Annotated in this window: 11 protein-coding genes; 4 read left to right on the top strand and 7 right to left on the bottom strand. The window is 70.1% G+C overall.

Translation table 11 applies throughout. From position 1 onward, the window contains the following. Positions 1 to 5: 5 nt before the first annotated feature. Entirely contained in the window at positions 6 to 2,105 is a 2,100-nt protein-coding gene (gene pta, locus ACQPYZ_RS20815) for a phosphate acetyltransferase (protein WP_433158428.1), read from the top strand. Next, positions 2,092 to 3,324, top strand: a complete 1,233-nt coding sequence (locus tag ACQPYZ_RS20820) for an acetate/propionate family kinase (protein ID WP_433158430.1) — start codon at positions 2,092 to 2,094, stop codon at positions 3,322 to 3,324. The genes pta and ACQPYZ_RS20820 overlap by 14 nt, the downstream gene beginning before the upstream one ends. Here the strand turns inward: ACQPYZ_RS20820 and ACQPYZ_RS20825 are convergent. The 6 genes from ACQPYZ_RS20825 to ACQPYZ_RS20850 all read right to left on the bottom strand — a co-directional run bounded on the left by ACQPYZ_RS20825 (position 3,302) and on the right by ACQPYZ_RS20850 (position 11,607). Next, positions 3,302 to 4,549: an MFS transporter gene (locus tag ACQPYZ_RS20825; RefSeq protein ID WP_433158432.1), complete on the bottom strand. Its 1,248-nt coding sequence runs from the start codon at positions 4,547 to 4,549 to the stop codon at positions 3,302 to 3,304. The genes ACQPYZ_RS20820 and ACQPYZ_RS20825 overlap by 23 nt on opposite strands. Then, positions 4,546 to 5,067, bottom strand: coding sequence for an ArsR/SmtB family transcription factor (locus ACQPYZ_RS20830; RefSeq protein ID WP_433158434.1), 522 nt, complete (start codon positions 5,065 to 5,067; stop codon positions 4,546 to 4,548). Before ACQPYZ_RS20830 ends, ACQPYZ_RS20825 begins: the two co-directional genes overlap by 4 nt. A 104-nt stretch (positions 5,068 to 5,171) precedes the next feature. Continuing rightward, positions 5,172 to 7,610, bottom strand: a complete 2,439-nt coding sequence (locus ACQPYZ_RS20835) for a X2-like carbohydrate binding domain-containing protein (RefSeq protein WP_433158437.1) — start codon at positions 7,608 to 7,610, stop codon at positions 5,172 to 5,174. A 183-nt stretch (positions 7,611 to 7,793) separates the two neighbouring features. Beyond that, entirely contained in the window at positions 7,794 to 9,761 is a 1,968-nt protein-coding gene (locus ACQPYZ_RS20840; RefSeq protein WP_433158439.1) for a heparinase II/III domain-containing protein, read from the bottom strand. A 96-nt stretch (positions 9,762 to 9,857) separates the two neighbouring features. After that, entirely contained in the window at positions 9,858 to 10,466 is a 609-nt protein-coding gene (locus ACQPYZ_RS20845; RefSeq protein WP_433158442.1) for a response regulator, read from the bottom strand. A 7-nt stretch (positions 10,467 to 10,473) separates the two neighbouring features. Next, positions 10,474 to 11,607 carry a sensor histidine kinase gene (locus ACQPYZ_RS20850; protein ID WP_433158445.1) on the bottom strand — a complete coding sequence of 378 codons (1,134 nt, stop codon included), beginning with the start codon at positions 11,605 to 11,607 and terminating at the stop codon, positions 10,474 to 10,476. An 88-nt stretch (positions 11,608 to 11,695) separates the two neighbouring features. Here ACQPYZ_RS20850 and ACQPYZ_RS20855 point away from each other — a divergent pair, with 88 nt between their 5' ends. Together ACQPYZ_RS20855 and ACQPYZ_RS20860 are read left to right on the top strand one after the other, a co-directional pair. After that, positions 11,696 to 12,406, top strand: coding sequence for a DedA family protein (locus tag ACQPYZ_RS20855; protein WP_433158447.1), 711 nt, complete (start codon positions 11,696 to 11,698; stop codon positions 12,404 to 12,406). 74 nt (positions 12,407 to 12,480) lie between these two features. After that, positions 12,481 to 13,359, top strand: coding sequence for a manganese catalase family protein (locus ACQPYZ_RS20860; RefSeq protein WP_433158450.1), 879 nt, complete (start codon positions 12,481 to 12,483; stop codon positions 13,357 to 13,359). Positions 13,360 to 13,499: 140 nt separating this feature from the next. Here ACQPYZ_RS20860 and ACQPYZ_RS20865 read toward each other — a convergent pair whose 3' ends face one another. Continuing rightward, on the bottom strand, positions 13,500 to 13,751 hold the full coding sequence (locus ACQPYZ_RS20865) for a type II toxin-antitoxin system RelE/ParE family toxin (RefSeq protein WP_433158453.1): 252 nt from the start codon (positions 13,749 to 13,751) through the stop codon (positions 13,500 to 13,502). Between the last annotated feature and the right edge of the window lie 83 nt (positions 13,752 to 13,834).

Raw genomic sequence — 13,834 nt, forward strand, 5'->3', positions numbered from 1 at the left:
CAGGCATGGGGAGCAGTGTCTACGTCGCCTCGGTAGAGGGTTCCACCGGGAAGTCCACGGTCGCGCTCGGCCTACTCCAGCAACTGTCGCGCCGGGTCGAGCGGGTCGGCGTGTTCCGGCCGATCGTCCGGCCGGACACCGCCCTGCACGGCGGGCGCGACTACGTCCTCGACCTGCTGATCGCGCACGACGCGGTCGACCTCGAGTACGACGACAGTGTCGGCGTCACGTACGACGAAGTGCACGCCGACCCCGACGCCGCGCTGGACCTGATCGTGCAGCGCTACCACGCCGTCGCCGACCGGTCCGACGCCGTCGTGGTCGTCGGCAGCGACTACACCGACGTCGGCACGCCGACCGAGTTCTCGTTCAACGCGAAGATCGCCGCCAACCTCGGCACGCCGGTCCTGCTCGTGCTCAACGGGTTCCGGCGCAGCCCGCGGGACCTCCGGGCGATCGCGGACCTCGCGGTCGGAGAGCTGCGGGCGAACCACGGCTCGCTCGCGGCGCTGGTCGCGAATCGCGTCGACCCGGAACGGATCCCCGACGCGGTCGCGGCCCTCGCCGGCACCGGTGGACCGGCGTTCGCCCTGCCGGAAGAACCGCTGCTGAGTCAGCCCACGGTGACCGACCTGTTGGCCCCGATCGACGCCCGGCTGCTGAGCGGGGACCCGGCGTTGCTGTCCCGCGAGGTCACCGGTCTCGTGATCGCCGGGATGACCATGCCGAACGTGCTCGACCGGGTGTTCGACGGCGCCGCGGTGGTGACCGCGGCCGACCGGCCGGAGGTCGTCCTCGGCGTCCTGATGGCGCACGCCTCCCTCAACTTCCCGCGGATCTCGACGGTGATCCTGAACGGCGGGTTCACCCTCCCGCCCCAGGTCCAGCGACTGATCGACGGGCTCGGCGTCACCCTGCCGATCCTCGAGACCACCCTCGACACCCAGTCGACCTCGACCGCGCTGACCGCCGTCCGCGGGCGGCTCACCAAGGAGTCGCCACGCAAGGTCGACGCGGCGCTCACGCTGTTCGACCAGCACGTGGACGGTACGGCGCTGCTCGACCAGCTGGCCGTCGCCCGCAGCAGCGCGGTGACCCCGTTGATGTTCGAGCACCAGCTGATCGACCAGGCAGTTGCCGAACGCAAGCACATCGTCCTGCCGGAGGGCGACGAGGAACGGATCCTGCGCGCCGCCGACGTCCTCCTGCGCCGCGGGGTGGCCGACCTGACCCTGCTCGGGAGCCCGGTCGCGATCAGCGCGAAGGCCGCCACGCTCGGCGTCGACGTCGCCGCGGCCACGGTCCTCGACCCTGAGCACGACGACCTCGCCGAGGAGCTGGCGGCCGAGCTGCACCGGCTCCGGCAGCACCGTGGCGTCGACCTGGACCGGGCCCGCGAGCTGGTCCGCGACGTCTCGTACTTCGGCACGATGATGGTCCAGCTCGGCCTGGCCGACGGCATGGTGTCCGGTGCGGTCCACACCACCGCCCACACCATCCGGCCGGCTCTCGAGGCCGTCAAGACCGTCCCTGGGGTGTCGGTCGTCTCGTCGGTGTTCTTCATGTGCCTGCAGAACCAGGTGCTCGTGTACGGCGACTGCGCGGTCAACCCCGACCCGACCGCCGAGCAGCTCGCGGACATCGCGATCTCCTCGGCCGAGACCGCGGTCGCCTTCGGCGTGGAACCACGCGTCGCCATGCTCTCGTACTCGACCGGCACGTCCGGCTCCGGGACCGACGTGGAAAAGGTGTCCAAGGCAACAGCCATCATCCGCGATCGCGCACCCGAGCTGCCGGTCGAGGGCCCGATCCAGTACGACGCCGCCATCGACGAGGCCGTGGCCCGGACGAAGCTGCCGGGCTCCCCCGTCGCCGGCCGGGCGACCGTGTTCATCTTCCCCGACCTGAACACCGGCAACAACACGTACAAGGCGGTCCAGCGGTCGGCCAACGCGGTCGCGGTCGGCCCGGTCCTGCAGGGCCTCCGCAAACCGGTCAACGACCTGTCCCGCGGAGCGACCGTCCGGGACATCGTCAACACGGTCGCGATCTCCGCCGTCCAGGCCCAGCAGACCCCGAAGGCAGGCACCGATGACCGACCGTGACTCCGGCCGGGCAGCCGATGAGGCCATGGATCATGTCCTGGTCGTCAACGCCGGTTCGTCGTCGCTGAAGTACAGCCTGGTCGACGCCGGCACCGGCGAGGCGACCGGCTCCGGTCTGGTCGAGCGAATCGGCGAGAGCCAGGGCCGCCACGTCCATCGCGGCCCGGACGGCGAGACCGAGACATCGGCGAAGGTCCCGACGCACGAGGACGCACTGCGCGCGGCGATCGAGGCGTTCGAGGCGCACGGGCCGTCACTGGACGACGTCGAGCTCGCCGCCGTCGGTCACCGCGTCGTCCACGGCGGGGCGACCTTCGGCGCACCGGCGCTGATCGACGACGACCTCGTCGCCGCGGTCACCGACCTGGTGCCGCTCGCGCCGCTGCACAACCCGGCCAACCTCGAGGGCATCCGGGTCGCCCGCCGGCTCTTCCCCGACCTCCCTCAGGTCGCGGTCTTCGACACCGCTTTCCACCAGACGCTTCCACCGCACGCCTACACGTACGCCGTACCGTCGTCGTGGTCGGAGGAGCACGGGATCCGGCGGTACGGCTTCCACGGGACGTCGCACGCGTTCGTCTCCCAGGAGGCGGCCCGGCTGCTCGGACGCGACCCGGCCGACGTCAACGCCATCGTCCTGCACCTGGGCAACGGCTGTTCGGCGTCCGCGGTCCGGGGCGGCGAGTCGGTGGAGACATCGATGGGGCTCACGCCGCTCGAGGGGCTGGTGATGGGCACCCGTTCGGGGGACGTGGACCCGGCGATCCCGGCGTACCTGATGCGGGAGCTGGACCTGTCGATGGACGACATCGACGAGGCGCTCAACAAGTCGTCCGGGCTCAAGGGACTGACCGGCGAGAACGACTTCCGCGAGGTCTCCCGGATGCGCGCCGACGGCGACGAGCGGGCCGCGCTGGCGTTCGACGTCTACTGTCACCGCATCCGCAAGTACGTCGGTGCGTACTACGCCGTCCTCGGGACCGTGGACGCCGTCGTGTTCACCGCCGGCGTCGGCGAGAACTCGGCCGAGGTCCGGGCGGCCGCGCTGAGCGGACTGCAGCGGCTCGGGATCTCCGTCGACGAGGACCGCAACGCCGAGAAGTCCAAGAAGGCACGCCACATCTCCCCCGACGACGGCGATGTCGCGGTGCTCGTCGTACCCACGAACGAGGAGTGGCAGATCGCCCGCGAGAGCGTCAGCCTGGTCCGCTCCCGGTAGCCGGGAGCTCGACCGTGGTCGCGCGCGGGAGGTCGCGCACCGACCGCGACACCAGGGTCACCAGGGCGATCACGACGTACACCACGCCGGCGACGACCATGACCTTCTGGACGCCGAACACGAGGCCGAGCGGACCGAACAGCAACTGACCGATCGGGATCGCGACGAACGAGCCGAGCATGTCGTAGGAGTACGCGCGCGACAGCATCTCGTCCGGCACGTGCTCCTGCATGGCCAGGTCCCAGCCGAGCCCGAAGACCTGGCTGCCGACGCCGGCCAGGAAGGCCCCGACCATCCCGACCAGGAGGATGGGCTCGATGCCGAGCACCAGCATGGGGATGCCGTTCAGCGCGACCGCGCCCATCCCCCACAGCAGCGGCCGGCGGAACGAGATCCGGATCAGGGCCAGCGAGCACATCAGGAAGCCCACCGCCTGCGCCGAACGGATCAGGCCCCAGCCGGCCTCGCCGATGTCGGTCTGGGTGGCGAGCACCGGGCCGAGGGTGTTGAACCCGCCGCTGCCGATCGCGTTGAGCAGGGAGAACGAGGCGACGACCACCCACAGCCAGGTCGTGGACCGGAAGTACGTCCACCCCTCGCGCAGGTCCGCGATCGCGCCCTTGCGCCGTTGCCCCTCGACCGGTCGCGGAAGGCGGACCCCGGTCAGCACGAGCATCGCGAGCAGGTACGTCGCGCCGTCCACGGCCAGCGCCCAGCCCGGGCCGACGACGGCCACGAGCACGCCGCTCACGGCCGGGCCGAGCACCATCAGCGCGTTCTCGGGCACCGCGAGCACCAGGTTCGCCGCCTTCAGTTGGTCGCGTGGGACCAACTGGGGCAGGACGCCGGCGAGCGCCGGCATACCCGCCGCGGTCGCCGTGCCGTTGATCGCGGCGAGCGCCGCCAGGTGCCAGACCTCGGCGGTCCCGGTGATCACCAGCGCGGCCGTCGCCAGTTGGCTGAGACCGGACAGCACGTTGGTCGCCTGGATCATCAGCGTCCGCCCGAACCGGTCGGCCAGCACCCCGCCGGCCAGCAGGAACACCACCATCGGAATGCTGTACGCCGCCAGCACCGTGCCCAACGCGGTCGCCGAGTCGCTGACGTGGAGTACGGCGAAGGACAGCGCGACGCCGGCCATCGTCGTACCCGCCTGGTCGATCAGCCGCGACAGCCAGTAGTAGCGGAAGTTCCGCTCACGCAGCGGAGCGAGCGCGCCGCTCACGACCGCGCGTTCCGGGTCAGCTGGAACGTCCAGGAGGTCGCGCTGACGTGCACGGTCCCCGGCGTCCGCGGCGGCTGGTTGTGGTCGTGCACCAGGTGCGACGCCTCGGTCAGCAGCTCGCGCACCCGCTCCCACACCTCCGGCGTCACCCAGCCCTCGAGATCGCTGAAGTGGTTCGGCGTGCCGGCCTTCCGCTGGGCGATCCGCCGTTCCAGATCACGCGCGAGCGCCCGCACCTCGGCGATCCGGCTGTCTGTCGTCGACCGCGTCCGGCGCTGTCCCCGCAGCTCGTGCGGATACCGGTAGCGTTTCGCCACCCCGCCCCGGATCCGCTCCTCCCCCGCCTCCACGATCGTGCCCGACTCGAACAGGATCCGCAGATGGTACGACGCGTTCGCATGCGTCAGCCCCAGCTCCCGCGCCACCTCGGCCGCACTCATCGCCGACCCGGTCAGCAACGACAACATCCGCAACCGCACCGGATGAGCCGTCGCCCGCAACTCCCTGACCTCGTCCACAGCCATCCCACTCCCCAACAACTCTTGGGCAGTATCATGCCGGAACCCGGGCCGACCGTCAAACAGTTCTTGGACGGTCGGCCCGGGTCGTCGCGCCGTGGGAGCTACTTGGCGATCGTGTAGCGGATGGTGTCGTGGCGGAGGAGGTCGCCGGAGGTTTTGACGATTCGGAGGGTGTGGGGGCCGTTCTTCAGGGTGGTGGTGAAGACCTCGCGGGCCGTTACCCGGGTGTCGTTGTGGAGGTTGACGCGGCGGATCAGTTTGCCGTCGAGGTAGATGTCGGCTTCGCCCTGGTCGGGGGCGAGGGCGGTGATCCACTGGACGCTGTTGCCGGTGAAGGTGAACGTGACCGCGTCACCGTTGGCGGTGGTGGCGTGGATGTCGTCGCGGTAGTCGCCGCGGAACCGGAAGTCCAGCTTCGTGGTGCCGGTCGGCTGGGCCGCGAGATACTCCTTCTTCACCGTGACCACGCCGCCGTCGACGGTGTAGTCGGTGCCCTTGACCAGGTCCGTGCCGGCCTTGGAGACAGCCAGCAGTTCGCCCGGATCGCGGCCGATCTGGACGCTCACGTCGGCCGGGGCGTTCTTGTCGAACGTCGCGGTGTCCGGGTTCAGCAGGCTCTCCTGACGGACGTTGAGTTTGTCCAGCAGCATGAACTGGCCGGACTTCTTCACGCCACGGATCGTGTGCGTGCCGTTCGGCAGGTCCGAGATGCTGTAGACCACCTGCTGGGCACCGCGGCCCTCCTCCTGATAGGTGCTCACGGTCTGCTTGAACTGGCCGTCGACGTAGATGTCGACGTCACCCTGCGAGTTGTGCTTCTCGGTCACGTAGTCCACGCCGGTCCCGACGAAGGTGTACGAGAAGGAGTCGCCGTTGGCCTCGGTGTACTGCACGTCGTCCTGGTAGTCGCCGAGCCCGCGCCCCGTGCTCTGACTCCACGAGCCCGTGTAGACGATCTGCGAGTCGTTGTTGTTGACCTCGATCGTCCGTACGCCGGCATCGGTCGAACGAGCCTTGGCCGAGGCGGAGTCGGTCACCGTGACGGTCAGCGGCTCCGAGACCGCGGGCACCTCGCGGTTGCCGTTGCGCTGCCAGTCACCGTCGTACCCGACCCGCAGGTCGTCGTCGTTGACGGTGATCGCGGAGTTCTTCTGCGGGGTGACCTTGAGCAGCCGGACGCCGTGGATCGGCACGTCCTTCGCGGTGAAGCCGGTCGCGAACCGACCGAAGTTCTTGCGGTCCCACAGATCGCGCACCTGCGCGGCTCCGGTCAGCCCGAGGTCCGACCAGTTGACGGTCATGTCCGCGTCGGTCTGGCCGAGGTTGAACAAGGCAACGGTGTACGAGCTGTCGGGGTTCAACGAGAACCACACCTGCCGGTTGGTCCTGGTCGACACCGGCTGGGCGGGACGCCCGGCCTGGTTGACCGCGATCACCTCGCGGTTCGTCAGCAGTTCCAGCCCGTATGCGTCGAGCTTGGTCATGTCGTTCCCGATGTACAGCGGCGCCGCGGACACGGCCCACAACGTCGCCGCCGTACGGCGTTCGTCGCGGGTCAGACCGTCCATCTGGCCGTTCCCGACGTTCAGCGAGTCGAGGTCGTTCCAGCCACCGGGGCCGGCGTGCCGCCACCAGTCGGCCAGCTTCGGGAACAGGCGCGCGATGTTCTGCCACGTGGTCAGCGCCTGGCCGGGGCAGTAGCACTCGACGTCCCAGTCGATCCGCCAGCCGTTCGCGTACTGCTTCCAGTAGTCGGCGTAGTTGATGTCGAGCGCCCAGGACAGCTCGAGCCAGATGCCGTGCCGGGCCAGCGCCTGCGACCAGGCCTTGACGTCGTCGCGGGCGTCGAGCGACAGGTCGCTGATCCCCGAGCCCGGTGTCACGCTGTCGAACTTGAGGAAGTTGACGCCCCACGCGGCGTACAGGTCGGCGATCGAGTCGATGTACTTCTGCGCGCACGGCTTGGAGAAGTCGATCTTGAAGCCGAGGCCCCAGTAGTCCGCCTTCTGCAGCGGCCGCACCGGCAGGTCACCGGTCCGGCACTCCGGCGCGCCGTACACCGGCAGGTTGGCGTCGATCAGCGTCTGGCCGATCCCCGGGATGCCGTAGAGCCCGACCTTCTGGCCGTTGCCGTGGATGTGGTCGATCACGTCCTGCAGACCGTCCGGGTACAGGGTCGTGCTCGGTACCGGCCGGCCGTAGTCGTCGATGTCGCCGTTCCAGCCGGCGTCGATGTTGATGTACTCGTAGCCGTACGGCTGGAGCTTCGCGTGCATGGCGTCCGACTGGGCCTTGAGCTGAGCCGCCGTGATCCACTGGTTTCCCGGCGGGGCGTAGACCTGCATGCTGTAGCTGCTCCAGCCCATGTAGGGCTTGAGCGCCTGCTCCCCCGCCGGTCCCCCGGCCGCGACCGTCGCGACGGCGGGCTCGGCAGTCGGGGCCGGCGCGGCGGCCGGTGCCGATGGGCCGGTCGGGCCCGGTGCGGCGGACGACGTGGCCGCGAGTCCGGCCGAGAGCAACCCGGCGAGGGCGAGGCCCACGACGAAACCTCTTCGTGGGCCTCGTCGGACCAAGGTCGGTAGGGATCTGGTCATGAGCGGTGACCTCTCTGACGATGTGTCAGCCGAGGCCCCACCCGTCCGGGTCCCCGGCAAGAATCCGAGAACCCGGATCGGATAGGATATTTGCTCCTTTACTTAACTCTGTCAAGATTCTGGCGCCGGTCAGCCGCGGTACAGCGAACCGCCACCCGAGATCGCCACCGTCGCGGCCTTGCCACCGACGTTCAGGCTGATGATGAACGTCGACCCCGACTGCCGGACCCGGTACGTGACCGAGCCACTCGACCGCACCGGGACCACGAACGACAGGATCGACGCCGTCGTGCCGGACCGGGCGAGCATGATCGTCGGCGCCGACCTGCGGACGTAGCTGCTCGGGTAGTGCCAGCCCTGGATCGGGTTGGTCTGCGCCTGCTTGAGCAGCGTCGCGCCGGCCGGCAGCGCCTGCTTGAACGGCAACTGGAACACGATCGTCTTGGTCGCATCCCCCGGCGCCATCGCCACCGCGGTCGTCCGCGAGTACACGGTCGCCCGCTGGTCCGGCGGCAGGTGCCACAGCGTCTGGAACGCCTGCGCGGTACGCGCCGACGCCCGGTCCCAGGTGACGATCAGGTCCGGATCCTTCAGCACCAGCACCGACCGCACCCGGCTGATCCCACTGCCCGGCGCGTCGGTGAACGTGTACGACTCCGCGTTCGTCTTCACCGAGTACGCCGTCAGCCGCGTCGCCGGGTTCACGTCCTTCGACAACGGCGTCGTCATCACGCTGTGCGCCGACGGGCTCATCGTCCAGGTCCGCCAGACGCCCGCCGAGTACGCCGCATAGCCGCCGTCGATCACGATGTCCCGCCCGCGGGACGTGTACGTGATGCTGGTGTGGTCGCTGTGCCCGTGGAACGCCCGGGCCGGCCCGTACCGGATGCTGTACGTCGACTCGCCCGCGAACTTCCGCGCCGGGTCGGTCCCCCACCCGGTCCGGCCGAACACGTAACCGGCCGAGTACACGCCGACCCGCCACGGCGGCGTCGTACCCTTCGTCCCCAGCGAGCCCGCGTACTCCATCGGCGTGCCCACCCACGGGTACGTCGACTGGAGCTCGGTGTCACCGAGTTGGTGCAGCTTGCCCATCGAGTTCGTCGCCAGCGCCAGCCACTTGGCCAGCAGCGCACGGCGGGTCGAGATCGTCGTACCGGGCGAGACACCACAGTTCTGCATCACCGCGATCGCCCGGCCCCAGAGCGAGTAGTTGAACGCGGCGTACCCGGTCGACTGTTCGTTGGTCGAGCCCTGCGCGTCGATCGAGGTGGTGATGCCGGCGCCGAACCGCTGGACCGCCAGGTTCTTGTAGTCGGTGCGGTTCAGCGTGCAGCCGACACCGAACAGCGCGATGCTCTCGTCGGTGCCGTGGTTCCAGGCGCCGCTCCAGTTGTACGTCAGGAACCGTGCGTGACTCAGCAGTGCCGCATCGACCCACGCGTACCGGGTCGGCACGGTGGTGACCTTGAGCCCGGACAGGATCGCCTGCCGCAGACAGATGAGGACGTTGGTCCGGTGCATGGTGGACTCCCAGGCACCCACGTTGCCCTTCCACGAGTACGGGTTGTCCCGGTACCAGTCCCAGGCGATTGTGTTCACCCGCGTCAGCGCGGTCAGGTCACCCTGGCCGGCCGCGACGATGCCCTGACCGAGCCAGCGCAGCGAGTGGAACCACATGTACCAACTGGCGTTCTTGTACGGGTTCGCCAGCCAGTTGATGTTGCCGCCGCCGTTGCCGACCCTGGCCGGCGCGTACGGTCCCCAGGCGAACGTGTCGCGGTACAGGTTCGCCAGCGGGTTGGTCCGCTCGATCCCGCTGAACCCCGGACACGCGTAGAACGGTGCCGCCAGGGTCTGCACCTTCTCCGTCCCGATGTCGGTGGCCGGCGCCGTCGTCGCGGGAACGACGTTGCTGCCGCCGGGCACGAACTGTGCGTCGTCCGGGCCCTCCGGCGCGGGCACGATCTGGATGCCCGGCTCTGCCGTCGGTGCCTGACTGTCTCCTGGTGCCGCTTGCACACCTTGTGCCGCTTGCGCCCCCGCCAGCAGTACGGCGATCGCGACGGCCACGGCGGCCGTCCTTCGTAATCGCATGACTGTGTCCTTCCCCCACCGTCACCACACCCCGCGGCGACGTGCTTCCCCTCTACTGGCCTTGATGCACAGCGGCCGGCAAAGGTTGTGAAGTGGTCAGATCCAGCCGTTGTGCCGGGCGATCCGGTAAGCCTCGGCGCGGGAGTCCGCCCGCAGCTTCTGGGTGATGGCCGCCAGGTAGTTGCGGACCGTGCCCTGGGACAGCACGAGCCGGCGGGCGATCTCGCGGATCGGCCGGTCCTCGCCCGCGGCCGCCAGGACCTCGGCCTCGCGCGGCGTCAGCGGTGACGGCGGCTCGGTGAGCGCGTCGGCGGCGAGGACCGGGTCGACGTAGCGCTGGCCCGCGTGGACCCGCCGGACGACGTCGGCCAGCGCGGTCGCCGGTGCTCCCTTGGCGAGGAAACCGCGGGCACCGGAGGTGAGCGCGCGCCGCAGGAGGTGCGGTCGGCCGTGGCCGGTGAGGATCACGCCCGCGCAGTCGGCCAGCTGCCGGCCGAGCTCGGTGATCACGGTGATGCCGTCGAGGTCAGGAAGCTGCAGGTCGATCACCGCGACGTCGGGACGGTGAGCGAGGGCCAGGTCGATGGCCTGCCGCCCGTCCGCGGCCGTCGCGACCACTTCGAGGTCGGGCTCGCGCTTCAGCAACTCGGTCAGCGCCGCGCGGATCAGCTCTTCGTCCTCGGCGAGCAGCACCCGGATCGTCACGCCTGCCTCACCTCGGAGTCAGCTCCACCCGGACCTCGTACTCCGCGCCGGCCCGACCCGCGACCAACCGTGCGCCCGCGTCCGCGCAGCGCGCAGCCAGCGACGCCAACCCGGTGCCGGGCTCCACCGAAGCGCTGGTCCGGAGGCCGTCGTTCACGATCACCAGTGTGGCGCACGGCCCGGCGGTCTCGAACCGGATCGACACCGTCCGGGCGTCGCTGTGCTTGAGGATGTTGCTGACCGCCTCACGCACCACCGCCGCCAGCAGCCGCGATCGATCGAGCGGCACCCGCTCGACCTCCACAGCGACGTCGGTCCTGATCCCGGCCGAGCCGAGCACCAGCTCCGCGGACGCGAGCTGGGTGGCCAGGTCGGCGACGGTCTCACCGTGCACGGCCGACCGGGCCTCGGCCAGCGTGGACGCCGCGAGCGCTCGGATCTCGTTGCTCTCCGCCGCCGACCGCGCCGGATCCTCCGCGGCCAGCTCGGCCGCCAACTCAGCCTTCAGCGCGATGATCCCGAGCCGGTGCCCGAGTACGTCGTGCAGCTCGCGACTGACCCGCAGTCGCTCCTGGGCGAGCACCAACCCGGCCTCGGCCTGCCGTCCCGCCTCGGCCGCCCAGACCAGCCCGAGCAGCCACACCAGCACCAACCCCGTCAGCCAGACGACGACCGCCGTACCGACGACGATGCCAAGGTTCGCGACCACGGATCCGTCGAAGGCCAGAGCTCCGGCGACCGCGCCGGCGACCAGAACGACGGCGGTCGCCATCCCGGCCAGGCGGTCGGCGAGCACGCCCGCGCCGACCGCGAAGCCGGCCATCCACGCCCACGGCTCCTGGCCGGCCTCGGCCCACGCGTACGCCGGCAGCCACAGACCGACCGTCACCACGCCGAGCACACCGACGAGGAGGCGGCGGCTCCGGACGGATTGCTTGGGGCTTACTGCTGAGCGCAGTACGAGCGTCAGTGCGACGGCGAAGAGCGCGAGACCGACGACGTACGCCGTCGTGGACAGCGGCGACGGCGGTCGGGCCAGCCGGAGCGGGAACACCAGCGCCCACGCGTAGCTGGCGAGCAGCGCGCCGAGCACGACCAGTCGGGGACTGATCGCGGACCGGGTGCCGGGATGCGGGCTCATCGGCTCACATTCCTCCGGCCGGAAGCGCATGCCTGAGTCATGACAACTGCACGTGCCGATTGAGCGGGCGCCTCTCCATCCTCGGAGTATGACGACGATGGAGGTCCCGGTGTCGGAGCCCGGCGACGAGCAGGCACGCCCGCACCGCTGGCGGCGGTACGTCCCCTGGCAGGGGCGCGCCACCCGCGTCGACCTGGCATTGATGGGCGCGATCCTGCTGGTGGTCGCGTTCGGCGTGGCGCTCCGGCCGGTCAAGCCGTTCCTGATCGCGTCCCATCCGGTGCTGCTGGCGTTCCTGACCGGCGACCTGACCGCGATCGGCGCCGCGGCGGCGTACGCCCGGATCGGTGAAGCCCAACTGTCGCTGGTCGTGCTCGCCGGCGCGACCGGGATGACCAAGTTCGACTGGCTGACGTGGTGGACCGGGCGGCAGTGGGGCGGCGGCATCGTCCGGATGTTCACCACCAGCGAGCGCACCCAGCGGTTCGCCGCCCGGGCCACCGAGCTGAATCCCTGGATCATCCGGGTCGCCGTCGTTCTCGCCGTACTCCCCGGTGTCCCGACCGCCGTCGTCTACGCGATGGCCGGCTGGGCCGGGATGCGCCTGACCACCTTCCTCCTCCTCGACCTCGTCGGCACGCTCGCGATGACCGCCCTCGTCGCCGGTCTCGGGTACCACCTCGGCCAACAGGCGGTCGACGTCGTCCTGCTGATCGACCGGTACGCCGCCGCCGTCAGCCTCACGCTGATCGCCACGGCGGCCCTTGTCCCGTGGGTGAAACGCCGGCTGCGAAGGTAAGTCGCGCGGGCATGCATCCACGCGGGTGGGCTGGGTACCTCGGGCGACCGTTCGACGTCGACCAAGGAGTTGCGATGTTCCGCCACACGAAGCGGTTGCAGTTCGAAGCCAAACCCGAACGTCCCGATCCGGTCTACGCGCGCAAGCTGCAGGAGCTCATCGGCGGCGCCTACGGCGAGATGAGCGTGACGATGCAGTACCTGTTCCAGGGCTGGAACTGCCGGATGGAGGGCAAGTACAAGGACCTCCTGATGGACACCGCGACCGAGGAGATCGGGCACATCGAGATGCTCGCCACGATGGTCGCCCGGCTGCTCGAGGGCGCGCCCGCCACCACCACGGCCGACGCCGTCCAGGACCCGGTGATGGCGGCGGTCCTCGGCGGCATGGACCCGCAGCAGGCGATCATCGCCGGCGGCGGCGCGCTGCCGGCCAACTCCCAGGGCGTTCCCTGGAACGGCGGCTACATCGTCGCCAGCGGGAACCTGCTCGCCGACTTCCGGGCGAACGCGGCCGCCGAGGCGCAGGGACGGCTGCAGACGGCCCGGCTGTACAACATGACCGACGACCCGGGCGTGAAGGCGATGCTGCAGTTCAACCTCGCCCGGGACACCGTGCACCAGAAGCAGTGGCTGAAGGCCATCGAGGAGCTCGAAGCCGACGGACTGGAGACCCCGATCGTGCCGAACGCGCTGTTCGATGAGGAGGACCAGGAGCACAACCACACCATCTGGCGGCTGTCCGACGGCTCCGACGGACCCAAGGGCGGCTGGTCCGAGGGCGACGACCCGCTCGAGTACCTGACCGACCCCGAGCCGCTCGGTGGCCCGGCCTCCGCGCCGGCGCCCGACCCCGCGCTGTTCGGCACCTACTCGGCCACCCAGGACCTGAAGGGGACCGTGAAGTCCAAGGCGAAGTCCGCCGCCCAGAAGGCCACCAGCAAGAAGAAGTAGTGGTCACGCGGAGGGGGCGGGACCACACCCCGCTCCCTCCGGCAGGTCCCGCTCCCTCGGCAGACCCGCTCCCTCCAGCGTGCCCGCCCCGTGCGGTCAGCACCCACCCAATCCCGCACATGGTTGCCTTGGGCAAGTGATCAGGTGCGGAGGTCCTCGATCTCCAGGACCTTGATCGTGGTGCCGGCGCCGACGAGTTGGTAGCTGACGCGAAAGCCGAGGCAGTAGAGGACCATCACCTCGTCCTCGTCCGGCCGGCCCCAGCCGGTGTGCAGCGGCAGGTTGGCCAGCTTGTCGACCAGCCGCGCGGCCTCGGCCGGCGCACGACTGCAGAACGCGGCGTCGAGCTGCGCGACCGCCCGCGGACTCCAGACCAGACTGTTCGGTGGCATCGGTTCGAGGCGGTTCCCCGAACCCGCGGGTCGAAACAAGTGAACGGCGACGCTTCAGCCTGTTTGGGGTGGGTACCCGGGAG

This window comes from Kribbella sp. CA-247076 (assembly GCF_050942445.1).
GTDB lineage: Bacteria > Actinomycetota > Actinomycetes > Propionibacteriales > Kribbellaceae > Kribbella.